The sequence below is a fragment of the Enterococcus sp. S53 genome, assembly GCF_016516865.1.
GTDB lineage: Bacteria > Bacillota > Bacilli > Lactobacillales > Enterococcaceae > Enterococcus_D > Enterococcus_D innesii.
Map to the genome: position 1 here is coordinate 49,564 of NZ_JACVUH010000004.1, position 18,902 is coordinate 68,465.

Sequence of the window (18,902 nt, forward strand, 5' to 3'; positions counted from 1 at the left end):
TCTTAATAAAATTGATCAGGTAGGATCGTTTTGCCCAGATCGGCATTATCTGAATAATCCACAGGGATGTCAATGATCACTGGACCATCCGTGGCAAAGCCTTCTTCGATGGCTGCCATCAATTCTTGTTTAGTGGTTGCCCGCAAACCTTTGGCACCAAATGCTTCGGCATATTTTACGAAATCAACTGGTCCAAAATCAACCCCAGAAGCACGATCATATTTCATTTCTTCTTGGAATTTCACCATATTGTAGGTACCGTCATTCCAAATCAAGTGAATGATGTTTTGTTTCAAACGGACGGCTGTTTCTAACTCTTGGGCAGAAAACAAGAAGCCACCATCGCCAGATACAGAGATCACTTGAGTATTTGGTCGCACGAGCGCTGCAGCGATCGCCCATGGCAAAGCGACTCCTAAGGTCTGCATGCCATTACTAAAGAGCAGGTGTCGTGGCTCATAGCTGCGGAAATGACGGGCCATCCAAATGTAGTGGCTGCCGACATCCACCGTCACCGTCATGTCATCGGTCACTTCTTGTTGCAAAGCATCGATGATTTCTAGGGGATGTAAGGTATTGTTGCTGCCTTCGACATCCGCTGGTTTTTCATTGAGTTTGGTTTGCAGCGTCGTTAAATAGTTGCGAGCGTCTTCGCTCAAGTGATACTGATCGATGGCTTTTGATAGCTGTTCAATAATTTTCGCGATACTGCCCATCAGTTCAACTTCGGGCTGCATAAATGGATCGATCTCCATCGGTACTTCATCGATGACGATCACGCGGGCATCTTTTTCCGCATTCCAGTTGCGAGCTTCGTATTCGATCGGGTCGTACCCCACAGCGATCACTAAGTCGCTGCGTTTCAACAGCATATCACCGGGCTGATTGCGGAACAAGCCGACGCGGCCAAAGAAATGCTCTTCTAATTCACGAGAAATGATCCCAGCGCCTTGGAAGGTCTCTACGACAGGCAACCCAGTTTTTGCAACTAAATGACGAATCGCTTGTGTTTCTTTGACGCCTGAAGCCCGCATCCCTAAGAGTAAGACGGGCAGTTTGGCTTCTTTGATCCGATCGACGAGTGCCTGGATATCTTCTGCATCGGCACTGCCTAATTTAGGCGAAGATAGTGGTTTGATCGCTGCCCCTTGGACAGTTCCGTCTGTCACATCTTGAGGAATGGATAAAAAGCTCGCCCCTTTTTTCGCTGTTTTTGCGATGCGAAAAGCGTTGGCAATACTTTCAGAAAGGGTTTCAGGATCTTGGACTTCACTGCTGAATTTCGTGATCGGCGCAAACAACGCCGCATTATTCATGCTTTGGTGGGTCAATTTTGAAAGGTCAGAACGCTTCACTTGGCCTGCTAGTGCCAAGACGGGATCGCCTTCGGCAGTTGCCGTGACCAACCCAGTCGCTAAATTACTGGCTCCTGGTCCACTTGTTGCAATGACGACTCCTGGCTCTCCTGTCAGGCGACCGATTGCCTGTGCCATAAATGCCGCGTTTTGTTCATGTCGTGCCAAAACCAACTCTGGTCCCCGTTCACTCAACACGTCAAAGACGCCATCGATTTTTGCACCAGGAATCCCAAAGATATAAGGCACCCGATGATTTTCTAAACTTTCAACAATGATTTCTGATCCTTTTGCACTCACTGTATTACCTCTTTTCAAAAACTGTATTAATCACAATACATATAATAGCACTTTTCATTTATTTATCAACGAAAAACACTTATTAATATCTGTACTATAAAAACGCGGTTTTTTAGAGAGCGTTTGCATTTGCTTCAGACTGCAGGTGTATGTCTTTCCATTTTTCCGACAAAAAAAGGAGTGGATCGCTCCACTCCATACATCCTTTTCTGTATCAGAACACCGCTTAAAAAGAAGTTCTTTCGTCGGTTTCTTATTCTGCGGGGACATTTTTTTCCGTCAACCAACCGACAGCCAGTATCATGGCAGCTCGTGCGGCTTGGGTCTGATCCATCGCATTGACCATCACAAAATCATGGATGATCCCTTGCATCCGTGCTTGGGTGACTTCCACGCCAGCTGCTCGTAAATGCTGCGCATAGGCTTCCCCTTCATCCCGCAAGACATCTGCTTCGCCTGTAATGATCAACGCTGGCGGCAGATCGGCTAACTCCTCTTTGGTCGCGCGTAGAGGAGAAGCGGTAATTTGATTCCGCTGTGTTTCATCCGTCGTGTATTGATCCCAGAACCATTGCATCCCTTCTTTGGTCAGAAAATAATTTTCACCGAATGCTTCATACGAAGGCGTATCAAAGCGGGCATCTGTCACAGGATAGAACAATAATTGTTGTGCGATCGGAATGCCACCACGGGCTTTCGTTAACAAGGTCATAACGGTCGCCATGTTCCCACCTACGGAATCGCCAGCCACGGTCAAACGGCTAAGGTCTAAGCCTTTGACATCGACAAATCCCGGTAATTGCTGCAAGACCGCATAATTTTGTTCGATCGCCGTTGGGTATTTTGCTTCTGGTGAACGACTATATTCAGGAAAAATGACGATCGAGTTGGTTCGTACCGCCAATTCACGGATCAATTTATCATGAGTCGCGGCACTGCCGAAGACCCAACCCGCGCCATGGAGATAATAAATGACAGGGAGAATCGCATGATTTCCTTCAGGACGAACAAAACGAACATTGATGGTCCCCCATTCGCCTGTATCAACGGTCTGATCTTCTATCTCAACCGCCAATTTATTGACGGGTGACTCTTGGACTTGTTCCAATAATGCGCGCCCTTCTTCTGGCGGTAATTCATAGATCCGTGGGTGCGGTGCATTTGCCTCACTAAATTCAACGGCTGCTTTTTCCAACGAAATTCTATCTGTCATACGATTCTCTCCTTTTGTTTGAAATCGTTCGTGTTGACCTTAAGGGTACCACCAAGTCATTCTGATGCAAAGAATCTTGCTTTCTTCTGTTTCCAAGCATTTTGTTCGACAAAAAAGGTGGTTTTTGCACTCTTAACTGCCTTACCTTCATGACCGATAACTGTAAGACACTCGCTGTGTAAACTTCCCAAAAAACTGAAAGGCGTAGGTAAGTACGTATGAAATTCACATTAGATGAAACACAAAATAACCGTCTGCTCGCTGCTATTTTTCAAGAACTCGCTGTCATAGTCTTTGATCCGCAAAAAGAAGTTGTTTTCGCCAATGCCAACATGACTGATATCCTAGGGTACAGCCAAGAAGAAATCATTGGCTTACCGCATCGGACCTTTTGTTTTGACCATTATGCTGTCAGTACGGATTACCAAGCTTTCTGGAATCAACTGCTTTACTCAAAGCAACGGTTTCAAGACAAAATCATTCGGAAAAACAAACAAGGAGAAAAACTGATTTTAGAAGGGATCTACTTCCCTGTCCTCGATGAGCAGCAAGAAGTCGTCAATGTCGTCAAAATCGCTTTTGACATTACCCAAAGAGAACAAGCCTTAGCGGTCACTATCAAAAAAGTGCAAGAAAGTGCTGCCTCCCTGACACGACTTTCTGCCAACGGGCACCAGCAAGTCGATCATTTGTCAGAGAACTTGGCGCAAGTCAAACGGCTGTCTGATCAAAATCAAGCAACGACCCATGCCTTAGAAATGGATAGCCAACAGGTGACAGCGGTGCTGCATGACATCGACCGCATTGCACAACAAACCAAACTGCTATCCTTCAACGCTTCCATCGAAACAGCACGCATCGGCGAACAGGCAGCTGGCTTTCGGGTAGTTGCCGATGAAATGCAAAAATTAGCCGAACAGACCAAGCAGTTGACCCAAACCATTGCCACAACCATGCAAGCCATCAACCAACAAGCCTTAGTCGTGTTAGATAGTACCGACTCGACGACCATGAAAATCAGTGATTCGCAAAAAAGTCTCGCTGCCGTTTTGCATTCTTACGACACGTTGCGAACGACGGCCAGTCTTTTAAACGATGAAGCCGAGTATTTAACAGAGACCAACGATGCTGAGTTGGAAACCACATGAAGTGAAAGAGCGCCGCTGTTTGCGACGCTCTTTTTTTTGACCAATAATTTGATCCCTTATTTGATTTTATTGATACTTAGTACTAGCCAGCCTCCATCTCTTGCAACAACTGCTGTAATTCTTGCAAAAATGATTGGGTCGCAAAGCCCAATGCTTGGAGAGGAATGCGGTATTCCTGTTGAATCACCAAAAAGCTACTAAACATTTTATGCTGGATCTCAAAGGCAAGGTTCGTCCAAACACTCCAGGAAAAACTGGCTATTCGTTTTTCTTTTTTTTCGTACGTGCACAAATACACTCGTTCAACGCCAAAAAGCAGCCCCGCATTCGCTTTCTTGCCCGTCATCTTTGCCGTTAGCAGTGCCAGAGGTGTCTCCGTTTCAGGCACTTGAAAACTAGCAAGGACTTGGCTTTGCCATTGCCGTGGCAGCACTTGTCTTTCTCCAGAGAAATAGAACAAAAAATTTTGTTTTTGAAAAAAGGCAGTCAAACGGTTTTGTCGCTGGTTGTGCTGATGGATGGGCGCCCTTTGAATCGGAGACGTCTGGTTTCTTGACGTTGGTTTTGGCTGCTCCCGTCCAACGAAAACGTCGGCTGATGGTGCGTTTTCCCTACGAGCAGCAGATGGCAGACTGATTTTCTTCAAGAGAGCCGCCAGCTGGGTTAGCGTAAGCTGTTTGTCCGTCAGGGAACTGGACTGGGCAATTTTGGCGTGGTCAAAGGGCAATTTGATGACCATTTTGCCGCGGCAATACAGACAGATTGCCGTACCAACACCCCAGTTTACTTCTAGTTCCCCTAAACAATGGGGACATTGAATGGGAATGATATCCATAGGATCATCCTTTCGTTTCGATGCATCAATCAGAGCTATTCGTTGTAAAAATACGGATCGTATTCCAGCTGACAAACGCCAGCAGCACTAGAAGCGATAAGCCATAAAAACCGAAATACCAAATCAGGAATGCTAAAAAAAGGATCAAGGCGAATTCATACGCCATATTTTCGAGACTGCTGTAAAATACTGTTTTCCGGACGAGTTTCTTCCTACGCGCTTCAAAAGCTTTCTTCACGGCAGCTGTTGATGCATCCGGCTGACTCAATGCTTGAGAAAGTTCCGCTTTGAATCTGCCGTATTCTGAGAAAAACTTGACCTCTGGTACGAGCAAGAAATACCAAGTCGCAAGACAAGCAAGCAACAGGACGATCGATGAGGTAAGCAGACTAAAGGCAACGGCCGGTAATAAAAACCCATCAAATAGAAGATTCGAAGTAATTCCAGAAAAAAATCCCACAAAAAAGAAGGTATAGCAGAACCGCCAAAGAACACTGCTGGTCCTAGAAAAACTTTTCTTGACTTGCACCAGCTGTTCACATTCAGGAAGCTCGGTTGGAAAGAGCCGTTCAGCATCGGTACCATCAGCCACGAAAGAATAGGTTTGGTTTCCGTACCTGAATTCGCCAAGATAATAAGGAAAATACAGTTTTTCCGTATCGCAATGCTTAGGAAAAAGGGTTAGTTGAAGCTCGCTTGGGGTTTCTGTTCCAATCAAATAGTCTCTCGCTCCCGCTTCAAAGGCTTCCAATAAATGGGGAGCAGCGAGTGCCGTTTCCCTAGAAATATCAAAAGGTAGCACTTGGACGTCTTGGTTATGTGCCGAAAACTGCTGCATCTCTGTGCAATAAGCGGCTTCTTTTTTAATATGCAGCGGCAGTTTGCCATTGATACTGTAATCAGCCTCTTTTTGGGCATCCGTCGGAAACACTTCACTGAAAACCGTGGTGTTGCCACTGCTATGTAAATGAATGCTGGCACTGATACGCCCCTGTCCCCTCTGCTGTTCCTGATGCACATAAGCCCCTCTTACTTGGGCTTCATAATCGATCTGAAAATAATACAGGGGGATAAATACACGTTTCAGCTGAACTAATTCGAGCTCAAAAAAGACACTTTCCGAAATGGTGTCCTGCCAAGCCAGCTGCTTTTTCAAGGCCTGGAGACACCCCTTTTCGTCATAGGCAAAGGGATAGAAGCCTTCTTTGACTGATCCTTGAATGTGCGCTAAATCTTTGAGTGTGGCATCAGGTTTCTTTTGTTCCGTTTTTTGAAGTTCCGGTTTGATCAGCAACTCGTTCAAACAATACTGACAGACAGCTTTTCCTGAGTCCCAATCAACTTCTAGACGTCCCAAACAGCTGGGACATTGAATTTGGGTGATTTTCATTTTTACTCCTTTTTTTGAATACATATTTTCTTGTTGATACCCTAGTTGATTTTTTTAGAGGGAAGAACCGTCTATTTTTATGGCGGCTTTGGGGGGAAGATACCACAGGAACCTGCTGATTTACAGATGTTTGCTCGTTTCATTACGTATGATCTTAACGTTTTTTTTCAGTGATGAAGCAAAAAAATGTACTGAAACTAAGTGCCCTTTCGAAAAAGACAATACAGATAAAACAGCCAGTTACGTATCATATTATAACAAAAAATTAAAGAAATCTATTTTTTATTGATAAAAATAGATATTGATTTGCGATTGCTACTCCCTTCTACTCTTATCAGCATTGATTACCGGTTATGAATGGCTTATAAGTTAGGAAAAATGTTATAATTAAAATATTCACAAGAAAGGAACTGAAGAAAGTTATGGGGATGTTTATTTTTGTTATTGGTTTTTTGACAATGGTTGTAAGCGGAATCTTTTTTGTTCTTAGTTTGATCAAGAAAAAGCCGCTTCGCAACAAGATCGTTATTTTTATGGGTGGTTTTCTCTTATTGATTGGCGGAGCACTAATGACTCCAGCAGCAACACCGGAGCTTCACGTAGATGAAGCAGAACTGGTTACCAACGAACAAGGCGAAGCGGCGATTACGGGACAAACCAACCCAGAAGCGCAACTGACGATCAACGGGGTGGAGGTTTCGCTGGCGGACGAAACATTTTCTTACACCGTGCAACTTCAAGATGAAGAGGAACAGGAATTTTCTCTCCAAGCCTCCATGGGTGGAAGCACCAAAGAAGAAGTCGTCACCGTCAAACCTTCTCGCGCATTTCTAGCGAGTTTGCAAGCTGAAAGACAAGAACAAGCAGCACTGGAAAAAGCTGAGACGGCACTGGCTCTTGCCGAATCCCAGCCAAACCAAAAGAATTACGACGAAGCCGTGACGCTGATTCATGCTTTAAGTAAAACCTACGAAGATCTCGCTACTCGGCTAGCTGTAGTTGAAGAACACCTTGCCATCGGCAAAGCCCTCGATACCGCTGAAGCTTCTCTTGAACGCAGTGATTTCGATCAGGCAAAAGAATTGGTCGCACAAGCGGTTTTGAACAAGGAAACATTTGAAGGTCGGTTATCCACTGTAGAAACTAAGATTTCTGAGAAAGAAGCAGAAGCACTCGTTGCAGAAGCTGTCCAAGCGGTGGAAGCGGCAGAGGCGGAGCCGACAAAAGATACCCTTGCTCGTGCAGAAGATGCTGTCGCTCGTCTCAAGACCCCCGATGAGGAATTAGCTACTCGAACAAAAACAGTGGCGCAAACAATCGCTGCCAACGAACAAGCAGCCGCTCAAGCCAAGGCGGAGGAAGAACGGCAGGCAGCCGCCGCTGTGCCAGAACAAAGTCAGCCAGCCGCTGCTAGCAATCAAGCCCAAACGTCGGTCCTCGTTACACCAACAGGTTCGAAATATCATACGAGAAAATGCGGCAACGGTACCTACACGCCTGCCACTTTAGCAGAAGCGCAAAGTCGCGGACTTACTCCTTGCGCAAAATGTTTTCCGTAATAGCCACTAATATTTTGCAACGAAAAAAAACAAACCTCATTTTTGTCTAAGGTTTGTCTACAGTCTGAAGCGGTTGTCTCGTCGGAGACAGCCGCTTTTTTATCACTTGCTATTTCTCATCGTAAGAAAACTCGTACTCGTTTTGTTCGTCATCTATCAGACGCTTGTCATTGTTGTCCGCCATTTTGAATACTTTCTCAAAATCATCACCAGTCATGCGCACTTCCTTTTTCTCTTGATCAATGATCACTTGGGCCTTTGTCACTTCAAAAGTGTGCATAGGACCAATGTCTGCCGCAGTCAGTGCTTTGCTTTTGGGAAACTCTGCTTGTAGATGTTCATTGATCTGCGCTAACTGTTCTTCTTGTTCCTCCGCGATATCCGCAGGTGATTGATTCGGATTGGTAAAAAAAGTCAGCGTTTTATTGACAGTGATCTTTCCATCTTCAAATAGATACAAAGCATATTGTTGATGACTGTTGCTATTGGTCAATACTTGATTCGCAGCTGCAGAGTCAACCCCTGAGCGGCTGCAGCTTGCCAAAAAAAATAACGCCGCTAAACAAACGGTAGCAAACATTCTTCTACCTAACTTGCTTTTCGTTTTCATTTTTCCCCTCCTCGTTGTCCCTAAGTTTCCTTCTTTCATGATTTTTCGCAAACCCGTGGGTTTGTATTTCCTGTCAAATTGAGTTATTTTCAGTATAGCATAAACAATTTGCTTTTATAGCTTTTTTTTATAATGAGATTAATTCCACGCGCAAAAAAACCAACCTTGTTGAGACAAGATCGGCTTTCTTTAGGATTGATTCGTTGAGATCTTTGAACGTTCTCGCTGGGATATGATCGCTGCCTATTGTCCAATTAGTCCGACAACAAGCCCTAAAACGATCACTCCTAGAAACCCATTCACAAGGTGCAGCCCAACTAATTTACGGGACTGTCCCGAGTAAACAGCCATCACGAAGGTGGCGACCCCATACACCCCTAGCCATAATAAGCAAGCGACTTGCAAGGAGGTCATCAGCCAGCCATCATGATCGAATGTGGCAAACCAATAGACGACTTGATAGGTCGCTGCCGATAAGAGAATCCCACCAACGATCGTTCCGCCAAAGGTAAAGAGCATGTCACCGGTCGTCATCTTCTGATCAGCCATCTTCTCTGCCATTCCTGATTCTTTCGCCCAAAATTTCCCCCACTTATGCATCGGATTGTAAAGCAGACTTTCCACCACGACCCAGCTGAGGGTGCCGAAAATCAATGTCCAAAAATTAACCATTTTCGTTTTCTCCTACACTTTATTTTATCGTCACATTCCTGAGAACCGAAGAAACAACCGAACGCGGGGTTCCTTCCCCATCAGTTTATGTCTTAAGGGACGTTTCTTCAACTTTTTTCACTGGTTTTCCCTATTTTTCGATGGTTCCAATAAAAACTAAGAAAAATGATCGTATACAATAGTGCGGTGAAGCCAGTGACCGCCAATGGGTTAGTGATCAAAATACCGACAAACAGCAAAAGCAACGCAAGGATCGCCCCACCCAAAAAAATCGTATAGCCCATTTTCTTCTGCTTGCGTACCAAAACAAACGCCGCCACACTGATCAACAACCAAATCAGTAATACAGTATACGACAGGGAGCCTGCCAGATAATTGAAGAGTTTGTCGCCTAAAAAGTAAGAAAGTACGACCCCAAGATATAAAGTACCGCTGCAAAACATGATCGCTCGTTGGGGCACACAGTTTTTATTCAGCATCGTGAAGCGGCTTTTTTTCTGGCCATTGTTGCTTAACCGGAAAAACAACGTTCTTGAAGAAGCATAGACCCCAGAATTGATGGAGGAAAACAAAGCCAAAATGATCACTAAATTAACGATGTCGGAAGCAAAAGGCACATGGATTTTTTGAAACACCATTACAAAGGGACTGACATTTGGATCTGCTAATTGATTCCACGGATAAATGATCAGTAAAAGAAACAAGGGAATGATGTAAAAAGCGGCAATCCGAGTCATTACTCCTTTGATTGCTTGAGGGATCGCTTTTTTGGGATTTTCTGCTTCACTGATCGTGATGGCTACTAACTCAGAACCGCCATAAGAATAGATTACGACCAATAAAGAATTGATAAATCCTTTGAGACCATGAGGGGCAAAACCGCCATAGTCTGTCATTTGTCTCATCGTCGGTAAAAAGCCCAGATCTAAAACTTGCGTGGCAACCAGATAGAGACCCACCAAGATCAGCGCGATCACCACACTGATTTTGGCCCACGAAAGCCAGTATTCCGTTTCTGCAAACAAGCGGACCGAAAACAAATTGATGATAGTCGTGAGTAGTGCCAAAATCAAAACAAAGATCCAAGCTGGAATATTGGGAAACCACAACTGCAAAAAGCTTGCGGCGGCAACTGCTTCGGCGATGATGTTGATCATCCACATCGACCAGTAGATCCAGTCGATGAAATCGGCTGTGTGCACGCCGAGATACGGCTGGACTAAGCCCGAAAGACCATGTTGTTTTTGGTCAGATAAGACCAACTGACCCAGCCCTGTCATAACGACAAATAAGATCAGCCCGCAAAAAATAAACGCCAGCAAGACCGCAGGCCCCGCTAACTGGATCGCTTCCCCACTGCCTTTGAATAGGCCGGCACCGATTGCACCACCTAGCGCCAACATAGTGATGTGTCTGGTTTTCATCTGTTTTTTTAATTGATTTTTTTCTGTCATAAGCTCCTCCTCGAAAACCGTTGATCCTTCATACATGGTGCTTCTCCCACCGTAATTATTTTTAATTATTATGAATGATTTTTTTTAACTACCTCATAGAGAATACCAGACGTTTCTGCTATTGCAACTAAGAATTGAAAAAATTATCTATTTTTTCTGAAAATTCTATCTTCCTCTAATCTTTTTCACCTAAATCAAATATTGGCGAGCTTTTCTTTAGGCGAAGGCACTAAAAAAAGCCATCTCCCGACTTGTGGGAAATGACTTTCTGTCCGTTTTTTCAAGCAGGCTCTATGATCAATGGGTCGTAAGCAACTCGTCTTTGATAGCGTCAGGGAGATCCTGCTCAGTCACCTCTTGATACGACTCCACATGTTTACCTTTTGCATCAAGCTCTAGGTAGGCATTTTCTTTTAATTTTTGTGGTGCCCAAAACGTGATTTTTATTTTGTGTCCATCTTCATTGATTCCTTCTTGCGTATATTCATAGGCATCGTGTTCTTGCGGCACGCCGTATTCGTCTGATGTTTTGACATAAACCTTTTTCTCCGGTACGAAAGGATTGAAACGATCCACCAGCTGAACCAGTTCGCCGGAATCATCTTTCGTAAAATAAGACCATGTAACCAATGTGACGGTCCCGATCGTTAACACGAGCAGGATTATACTAATTGCTTTCTTCAAGTGATTGTCCTCCGTTTTTTCTATCTACCTTCAGTATAAAAAAACAAGCGATAAATATAATCAAACTTAAGACGTATTTTTCCGTCGGTCATTGTGACTAAGACAAAAAGGGACCACTTTTTAAAAAGAAGCGGTGGTCCCTCACTTAGATGTTCCGTTTGTTCGTGACCTTAAACCGTCACTGCCACATCGATCAGCTTGCTTTGCAAATGAACGAGGGTCTCTTGCGCGACACCAATCGTCCGCAAATAATGATACGCATCCGTATAGGTTTCTTCAAGATGCGTTAAGACGGGCAACATGTACTCAGGTGCTGACAGCCACATCTCATTCGTGATCGTTTGGACTTGCTGAGCTACCAGCGGGTTAGCAGCTAAATAGGTGTGCGTCGTTTGATAGTTAGCAATGATATCGGCTTTTGCTACATCTGCCAGTTGAAGCAGCAGCATAGCGATCACACCCGTCCGATCTTTGCCCGCCGCACAATGAAACAGCACACAACCTTCGGCAGCCGCCATCGTTTCCATGATCTGTTTGATTTGCTCCTTACGGTCTTCAATCATCTGGATATACAGTTCCGCCATATTGAAAATCAGCGGCTGCTCCAGTCGGGTCACATCCCCCATCGTTTCTGAAATCAAGGAGATCGGCCAGTTCTCCACACCGTCGATCACAGGTGTTGGTTCCTTTTCGATCTCTAAGGTCGTCCGTAGATCAATGATGGTCGTCAGCTGGTACCTTTGTAAAAAAGCGATATCTTCTGGATGTAGATTGGCTAGGCTGTCGCTTCTTAAGAAACGCTTCCAGGCAGTTGCTCCGTCTTTTGCGGCATAACCGCCTAAATCTCTTGTATTATAGGTTCCTTTTAATGGCAATCGTGTGTACATTCTTGATCGTCTCCTTATCTCATTCGTTTTTTGACTTGTCCGATCCCTAATTCGACACTGATCATCGTGAAAAAGATCAGCAAAATCAACATCGAAATTTCACCATAATTGTATTGACCGATCGCCCGCGTCAAGAGCATGCCGATTCCACCGGCGCCTACCATTCCGAGTGAGATCGATTCAGCGATATTGCCTTCTAGACGAATCGACGTCCAGGCTAGAAAGCGGCTGCTCAAGTTAGGCAGCAGGCCTTCTGTAATCATTTGCAGCCAGCCGGCACCGGTGGCTTGCATCGTTTCAATGATTGCCGCGTCTTGTTCTTCGATCGAACTGATAAAGGATTTTGTTAAATACCCCACCGTCGGGAAAACCAGTCCTAAAACCCCCGAGGTATTCCCAAATCCTAAACTAGCCACCACGATCAAGATCCACACAAGGGCTGGAACGGCCCGTACTACCGCTACACTCCCTTTGATAAGCATTGAAAGGAAAAGATGCGGTGTGGTGTTGGCTGCTCCGAGAAAGCTTAATACCAGTGCAATGAGCCACCCGATGAATAAGCCGCAGATCGCCATACACAAGGACACAAACAATTGGCCCAACGCTGGAATGATTTTTGAAAAGTCGAGGGTCATAAATTTTGCCAAAATCGTCCCAGCATCTTGCCAACGGCTTATAAAGCGCGCGACCTCCAAGTCCAGCAAAGCCACACTTGTGATCAGCAACAAGACGAGGCCACAAATCGTGCCTATAGTCAGCAGTCGTTCTTTTTTCGTAGATAATGCAATTTTTGTTGTCATCGCTTCCTCCTTCAATCAGGCAATTCGCTTCCTAAGCTGATTGACTGCAAATTCAGTCAATAGCACCAGCAAAACTAAAAGAATAATCAGGGCAAACGCTTCGCGGTATTTAAATAAACGAATATTGGTCTGAATCATGATCCCCATTCCTCCTGCCCCCACCATTCCTAAAATGGAAGACGCACGAATATTAATTTCGAAAGAAAATAAGGTCCAATTGATCCAAGAAGGAATAAATTCAGGAATCAATCCATGAAAAAGAATCTGCCAATAAGAGGCGCCTGCTGCTCGTAGCGCTTCTAATTTACTGCTGCCGATCTCATCGATCGAATCCGCATAAGAACGAGCCAGAAAACCTAAGGTCGCAACGGTCAATGCCAATAGCCCCACCATATTCCCAATGCCGAAAATATAAACGAACAGCGATGCCCAAACCAGTACCGGGATATTTCTCAGAAAAGAGATCACCATGCGGACACTCGTCCGCACTAGCGGATACGGATTCGTCTGCTCTGACATCAGCAACCCGCAGACAAAAGCCAAAAAAGCCGAGAGATAAGTGCCAACGATCGCAAACAAGACGGTCTCTGCCACCAAGGGCAAGTAACTACGGATGTTTGTAAAATTTGCTGGGAAAAAGTTTTGCACAAAAAATCCCACAAATGCTGGAAGTGACCGAAAGGCTTCCACCAGATTGATTTGCAAATAGGCAAACGACAATAGAACAGCTACTACTACCAACAAGCCGTTCAAGATTCGTCCTTTGTTTGATTCAACCCTCAACGGAATCACGAATCTAGGCTTCTCCATAGGTCAACTGCTCCTTTCCTACGGGAATCGTTGCTTGCGTTAACCTCTGCTGTTCTTCTTTTCCTTGATAGATATGTGTAATCATCGCTTCTGTCAATTCTTGGGGCTTTCCGTCAAAGACGATTTTTCCTTCTTTGACGCCGACGATCCGAGTGGCATACGCCTTGGCAAAATCGACTTGATGCAGATTGACGATGCAGGTGATCTGGCGTTCTTGGGTGATCTCTTGCAACTGTTTCATAACGACTTTCGCAGCGTTAGGGTCTAAAGAAGCGATCGGTTCATCCGCCAAGATCAGCTTCGGCTGCTGCATGATGGCGCGGCATATACCAACTCGTTGCATCTGTCCCCCAGACAACGCATTGGCTCGCTGGTACATCTGCTCTTGTAGACCGACTTTTTTTAACAGTTGGACCGCCTCTTGTTTGTCTTTTTCAGGATACAGCCCGAAAGCCGTTTTGCGAAAAGGAATTTTCCCTAAACGCCCATGCAGGACATTCTTAAGCACATTGGTACGGCCAATCAGATTGTAATGTTGAAAAATCATGCCGATTTCTGAACGAATCTGTCGCAGCTGCTTTTTCTTCGCACGGGTGATGTCCGTCCCCGCAAAGATCACTTGCCCCTCAGAAGGGTCGATCATGCGGTTGATTGAGCGAATAAAGGTCGATTTCCCAGCACCCGATGGCCCGATCACGACGATAAATTCCCCTTCTGCCACCGTCAGATCAATTGCGACAACGCATATTTTTTCCCATCATAGGTTTTACTCAACTGCTTGATTTCTAATAAGTTATTCGCCATGACTATTCCTCCTCTAAGTTAAGGATCTCGACCATTTCTTGTACCACTTCATAATCTTCATCTTTTGCTTCGGTAAAACGAACCTCTTTGCTGCCATAGAAGGTCTCAAAATACTCTTCGTTTTCATAGGTAAGGTAAAATTCTTTCAATGCCGCTTTGGTTTCTGCTGGCAAATCGGAGCGAACGACGAAGAGGGCATTCGGGATCGTCTCTGTTTCTCCAATCACTCGGATATCGTCTTCTTGGATCATCCCAGCATCTACTAATGAAGTGATAACCTGTCCAGCCACTGCGGCGGCATCGTAATCTCCTTTGGCTACCCCCATCAAACTGGAATCGTGCTTGCCTGAATAGGCAACAGTATCAAAAAAGTAGCCGGGATTTTCTAATTGATTCGGATCTAATGACAACTCTTTGACTAATTTCGCCTTAGGGTACATATAGCCGGAAGAAGAAGCAGGATCAACAAAGGCAAAGCTTTTTCCTTTTAAATCAGCTAATGACTGCGTCGTGGTATCGTCTTTTCCAACAACGAAAAGCGTTTTGTATTCTTCTTGGCCCATTGAAGTCGTTGTCACTAGTGGTTCTGCACCTGCGATTTTTTTGGCTTGATAATAACTCATTGGACTAACTAGTAAGACATCCAGCTTCCCTGCTTTCAATGCTTCGATCCCGACTGAATAGTCAGCACCTTCTAATTCTTCCACTTCAATTCCTAACGCCTCTGACATGTCTGAACGGAACTGCTCATTTTTCTGACCAGAGTCTGGATTTGTTTCATCTTGTATTTGAACGATCGTCAGTTTATCAACTGACTGTCCATCCTTAGCATCCGCCGATGCTGCTGATTTCCCGCAGCCTCCCAGCATGCCTAGTGCAAAAATGTGAATGAGACCAACCAAAGCCCACTGTTTTTTATTCATAATAAAAAATCCTCACTTTTCGTTTTGTTTAGTAGTATACTACTAACAATATGTAGTATACTTTGATTGAAACAAAGGCGTCATCAAGAACGGGTAAAAACTACGTAAAGGTCTTGTAAACCCACAAATGGAGGAAACGACGTTGGAAGAAACCATCGAAACCATTGTCTATAAAAAAATAAAAAGTGAGATCCTCACAGGAAATATCAAAGTCGGCGAAGCATTTTCGGAAGCTTCTTTGTCCAAATCGACCGGCTATAGCCGCAGCCCGATCCGCTCTGCTTTAAAACAGCTGGAACACGAAAAATTGGTCACTTATAAGAAAAACCGCGGGGTCGTTTTGCGGGAAGCTTCAATCAAAGAACTAGCCGATATCACGCAAATCTGTGTCAATTGGCTGATTTTAACCACTGAGCAGGTTGCTGCTGGCTTGGGGAGTTTTGCTATGGACGACATTCAACAGCTGCTGAATGAAGCCAAAACGTACCGACAGCAGATGGATTACGTCAATTATATGAACAAGATGCCAGAAGTCTACATGGCGATCATGGCAGCCAGCCCCAACGATCTGCTGGTCAGCACCTACCAATGGTTGAGCAGCCGTGTCATTAGTGCCTCAATCTATAAAAAAATGGCGAATCCTAAAAATTCGCCTAAAAAAACACTGTCGACGGTTCAATTTTTCCAAACCTACATCGACCATCTCCGAGCAGAAGATTATAGCCAAGCCATTGGCTGCTTGAAAGACTACCAGCAATATGCCAATCATCAGATTCTTTATTATGGGTATTTGTAAAATCGAAACGCCTATACCTTAACGATATCGATTGAAATCTGCTTTGAAATTGCTAACAAGTACATGGGAATGTTCCCCTAGTAGCGAAACATTGACATATACACTGCTCACAACCGCATCAAACCAAACAACTGCTTTTATAAAAGATAACGAGGTGCCTCATGCTAGAAATCAAACTGATCGATCAAGAACACCAAGCTGACATTCGCTTGAAAAACGAACCCTTCTCCTTATGGGGGAAAATGCTGCCGACTTATAATGAGGGCAACTGGCAGTACACAATCTGTAAATTTGCACCTGAAGACATTCAGACGATGCGTTTCCCAGATGAAAATTATTGCTATGATGAAATGAGCCGAAACAGTCTGTTTATCGGTGCTTATGATGATGGAAAATGCATCGGCTTAGCAATCGTTCAAGACGCTTTTTTCAAGTATCTGTACCTCTATGACTTAAAAGTCAACACAGACTACCGCCAGCAAGGAGTCGGTCAACTGCTGATCCAACAGGCACTGAAAGCGGCCCTTGCCAAAGGCTATCGCGGCATCTATACACAAGCGCAGGACAACAATCCTTCTGCTTGTCTGTTCTACTTGCGGGCAGGCTTTCGCATCGGAGGTCTGGATACGGAGGTATACAAAGGCACCAATCAGGAAGGCAAAAGTGACATTTTGTTTTATTTGGATGCAGCGGAAACGGCAGGCAAAAAATAGCTGAAAAAAGAAAAAAATTCCTCCTGCCAGATGGTACACTTAAGGCAACAATGTTTTAGAAGGTGAGGAAGAAGGATGTACGTAGGATTTGATATTGGCGGAACAAGTATTAAATATGGGGTTTTAGATGAAACCGGAGCGATCCTTGAAAAATCAGCGATCCCTACTAGCTATGAGCCAGCCCAGTTTTATCAGGATCTACTCACGATCATCGAAGATGCCCAGAGCCGCCACACGATTGATGGCATTGGGATCAGTGCCCCAGGGATCGTTCAAAAAGACGGGTTTATGTTAACGGCGGGCGCTATCAAATCGTTGTATGGTGAAAATTTTAAAGCAGTCTTGGAAGCGCGTACAGGATTGCCTGTGGCGGTGGAAAATGATGCCAATGCAGCAGCGATTGCTGAAAAATGGATCGGGAATGCGCAAGAGGCTGCCAACTATTTGTGTCTTGTCCTAGGCACTGGTGTAGGCGGTGGGATCGTGATCAATAACCAAGTCTACCGAGGTGCTCATGGCATGGCTGGTGAATTTGGCTGGATGGTGATCGATCAGCTGCCAGAAGAAGGCAATATCGAGGAAAGTTCCATCAATAAAAAAACTGCTGTCGTAGGCGGTTTGATTCGCCTCTACAATTTAGCTGGCGCAGCAGTTCCTGGCTTTGAACCCACCCAAGACGCCAAAGAGATTTTTGACCGCGCGCAGCAAGGCGAAGCGTTGGCGCTGAAGCTGACGGACCAATTTCTAACGGATTTATCTGTAGGACTGATCAATTTGATTAGCTGTTTTGACCCAGAATTGGTATTGATCGGCGGCGGCATCAGTGCCAATCCTTATTTCTGGGAACGCCTGCAGGCTCGCTTAACGATCACGGAAACACGGCATGAAGCGATCAATTATTTGCGCGGACAAACTATCGCGCCTGTTCGTCCAGCGAAGCTAAAAAACGATGCCGGCTTGATCGGCGCAGTCTATCAGATCCACCAACAGCTGCACCGTTAAAAGTTCGGATATGCTATACTGGTGTAAATTGATTATCTAGGACAGCGAGGAACCAGCATGGCGCTTTTTGAACAATTAAACTTGAACAAGCTCTCTGCGGTAGAACAAGAAATCTACCGTTTTATCGTCAATCACTTAGAAAAGATCCCGTATATGCGCGTACGCGACATTGCCGATGATGCTCATGTCTCTTCGACTTCGGTCTTTCGTTTTATTCAAAAAGTCGGCTTTCAGTCGTTTCCAGAATTTCGCTTCTATATCAAAAATCATTTAGAAAAAGCCCATTTTGACGCACATCCTGAACACTTAGGTTTAGAAGCGCGCATCAAAGGCTTGAATATGCAGATCTTCCACCCTGATGCGGAATACCAAATACGAAAACTCGCCGAAGCGATGCGGGATGCCGATTTGATCTTATTTATGGGGATGGGGGCATCCGGTGCGATCGCGCAATACGTTGCCCGCAAACTAGCCAGCCTCGGTTACTTTAGCATCAGCATTGATGAACTGACCTACCCAATCAAAAGCTTTTTGCGAAAAGATCAAAAGAATGTTTTGGTTTTTTTGAGTGTCTCTGGTGAAACCAAAGAACTGATCGAAGTCATTACTGGCTTAGAGAATCAGGCAATCGTGCAAAAATATTGCATTACCCCCAATCGGGAAAGTACGTTGGCACGCCTGTGCGATTATTCGATCGAGTATGCGATCAAAGAGGAACGCAAAGACATCTTTCTTGATTTGACTAGTCAATTGCCTTCAGTAGCGATTTTAGAAACACTGATCGGCTATTTGCAAGATTATCGTTCCAACCCTTGATGGTTCAGTTTACTGAACCATCTTTTTTTGTAACACTGTGTTCCGGCTGCGGAATTTTTTTCATTTCTTGAGAGATATGTACGGAATCCGTATCCGCTTACTTTTAGCCGCTTTCATTCGCTATAATGATG

Annotated in this window: 18 protein-coding genes and 1 pseudogene; 6 read left to right on the forward strand and 13 right to left on the reverse strand. The window is 44.8% G+C overall.

From position 1 onward, the window contains the following. Positions 1-2 precede the first annotated feature (2 nt). Together alsS and IAE45_RS07175 are read right to left on the reverse strand one after the other, a co-directional pair. Entirely contained in the window at positions 3-1,655 is a 1,653-nt protein-coding gene (gene alsS, locus IAE45_RS07170; protein WP_086293660.1) for an acetolactate synthase AlsS, read from the reverse strand. Between the two features lie 253 nt (positions 1,656-1,908). Continuing rightward, positions 1,909-2,868, reverse strand: coding sequence for an alpha/beta hydrolase (locus tag IAE45_RS07175; protein ID WP_086293658.1), 960 nt, complete (start codon positions 2,866-2,868; stop codon positions 1,909-1,911). A gap of 218 nt (positions 2,869-3,086) precedes the next feature. On the opposite strand from IAE45_RS07175, the gene IAE45_RS07180 reads away from it, so the two are divergent. Then, complete coding sequence (locus IAE45_RS07180; protein ID WP_200125629.1) at positions 3,087-4,016, forward strand: methyl-accepting chemotaxis protein; 930 nt, start codon at positions 3,087-3,089, stop codon at positions 4,014-4,016. Between the two features lie 82 nt (positions 4,017-4,098). Here IAE45_RS07180 and IAE45_RS07185 read toward each other — a convergent pair whose 3' ends face one another. Continuing rightward, complete coding sequence (locus tag IAE45_RS07185) at positions 4,099-4,851, reverse strand: hypothetical protein (RefSeq protein ID WP_185932298.1); 753 nt, start codon at positions 4,849-4,851, stop codon at positions 4,099-4,101. A gap of 25 nt (positions 4,852-4,876) precedes the next feature. Beyond that, on the reverse strand, positions 4,877-6,241 hold the full coding sequence (locus IAE45_RS07190) for a hypothetical protein (protein WP_142426425.1): 1,365 nt from the start codon (positions 6,239-6,241) through the stop codon (positions 4,877-4,879). A gap of 422 nt (positions 6,242-6,663) precedes the next feature. Between IAE45_RS07190 and IAE45_RS07195 the strand changes: the two genes are divergently transcribed. Next, positions 6,664-7,800: a serine protease gene (locus tag IAE45_RS07195; protein WP_081117690.1), complete on the forward strand. Its 1,137-nt coding sequence runs from the start codon at positions 6,664-6,666 to the stop codon at positions 7,798-7,800. Positions 7,801-7,909: 109 nt separating this feature from the next. On the opposite strand, the gene IAE45_RS07200 is transcribed toward IAE45_RS07195, so the two are convergent. From IAE45_RS07200 to IAE45_RS07240, 9 genes and pseudogenes are all read right to left on the reverse strand, one after another. Continuing rightward, entirely contained in the window at positions 7,910-8,410 is a 501-nt protein-coding gene (locus IAE45_RS07200) for a hypothetical protein (protein ID WP_142426424.1), read from the reverse strand. 243 nt (positions 8,411-8,653) lie between these two features. After that, positions 8,654-9,082 (reverse strand): DUF1761 domain-containing protein, encoded by a 429-nt coding sequence (locus IAE45_RS07205; RefSeq protein ID WP_142426423.1) that lies wholly within the window; start codon positions 9,080-9,082, stop codon positions 8,654-8,656. 107 nt (positions 9,083-9,189) lie between these two features. Next, positions 9,190-10,536, reverse strand: coding sequence for an amino acid permease (locus IAE45_RS07210; protein ID WP_142426422.1), 1,347 nt, complete (start codon positions 10,534-10,536; stop codon positions 9,190-9,192). A gap of 297 nt (positions 10,537-10,833) precedes the next feature. Beyond that, entirely contained in the window at positions 10,834-11,202 is a 369-nt protein-coding gene (locus tag IAE45_RS07215) for a YxeA family protein (protein WP_200125759.1), read from the reverse strand. A gap of 188 nt (positions 11,203-11,390) precedes the next feature. Continuing rightward, positions 11,391-12,107 (reverse strand): tyrosine-protein phosphatase, encoded by a 717-nt coding sequence (locus IAE45_RS07220; RefSeq protein WP_200125630.1) that lies wholly within the window; start codon positions 12,105-12,107, stop codon positions 11,391-11,393. Positions 12,108-12,121: 14 nt separating this feature from the next. Next, entirely contained in the window at positions 12,122-12,907 is a 786-nt protein-coding gene (locus IAE45_RS07225) for a PhnE/PtxC family ABC transporter permease (RefSeq protein ID WP_200125632.1), read from the reverse strand. 15 nt (positions 12,908-12,922) lie between these two features. Next, complete coding sequence (phnE, locus tag IAE45_RS07230) at positions 12,923-13,717, reverse strand: phosphonate ABC transporter, permease protein PhnE (RefSeq protein ID WP_086294369.1); 795 nt, start codon at positions 13,715-13,717, stop codon at positions 12,923-12,925. Then, a pseudogene (phnC, locus tag IAE45_RS07235) lies at positions 13,704-14,521 on the reverse strand (phosphonate ABC transporter ATP-binding protein). The gene phnE and the pseudogene phnC overlap by 14 nt, the downstream one beginning before the upstream one ends. A 2-nt stretch (positions 14,522-14,523) precedes the next feature. Then, positions 14,524-15,444 (reverse strand): phosphate/phosphite/phosphonate ABC transporter substrate-binding protein, encoded by a 921-nt coding sequence (locus IAE45_RS07240; RefSeq protein WP_200125634.1) that lies wholly within the window; start codon positions 15,442-15,444, stop codon positions 14,524-14,526. Between the two features lie 142 nt (positions 15,445-15,586). On the opposite strand from IAE45_RS07240, the gene IAE45_RS07245 reads away from it, so the two are divergent. The 4 genes from IAE45_RS07245 (at position 15,587) to IAE45_RS07260 (ending at position 18,771) form a co-directional block, all read left to right on the forward strand. Further along, complete coding sequence (locus IAE45_RS07245) at positions 15,587-16,240, forward strand: GntR family transcriptional regulator (protein ID WP_200125636.1); 654 nt, start codon at positions 15,587-15,589, stop codon at positions 16,238-16,240. Between the two features lie 161 nt (positions 16,241-16,401). After that, positions 16,402-16,953, forward strand: a complete 552-nt coding sequence (locus IAE45_RS07250; protein ID WP_195265556.1) for a GNAT family N-acetyltransferase — start codon at positions 16,402-16,404, stop codon at positions 16,951-16,953. 75 nt (positions 16,954-17,028) lie between these two features. Then, positions 17,029-17,955: an ROK family protein gene (locus IAE45_RS07255; RefSeq protein ID WP_015508756.1), complete on the forward strand. Its 927-nt coding sequence runs from the start codon at positions 17,029-17,031 to the stop codon at positions 17,953-17,955. Between the two features lie 57 nt (positions 17,956-18,012). Next, positions 18,013-18,771, forward strand: a complete 759-nt coding sequence (locus IAE45_RS07260) for a MurR/RpiR family transcriptional regulator (protein WP_081117684.1) — start codon at positions 18,013-18,015, stop codon at positions 18,769-18,771. Positions 18,772-18,902 lie beyond the last annotated feature (131 nt).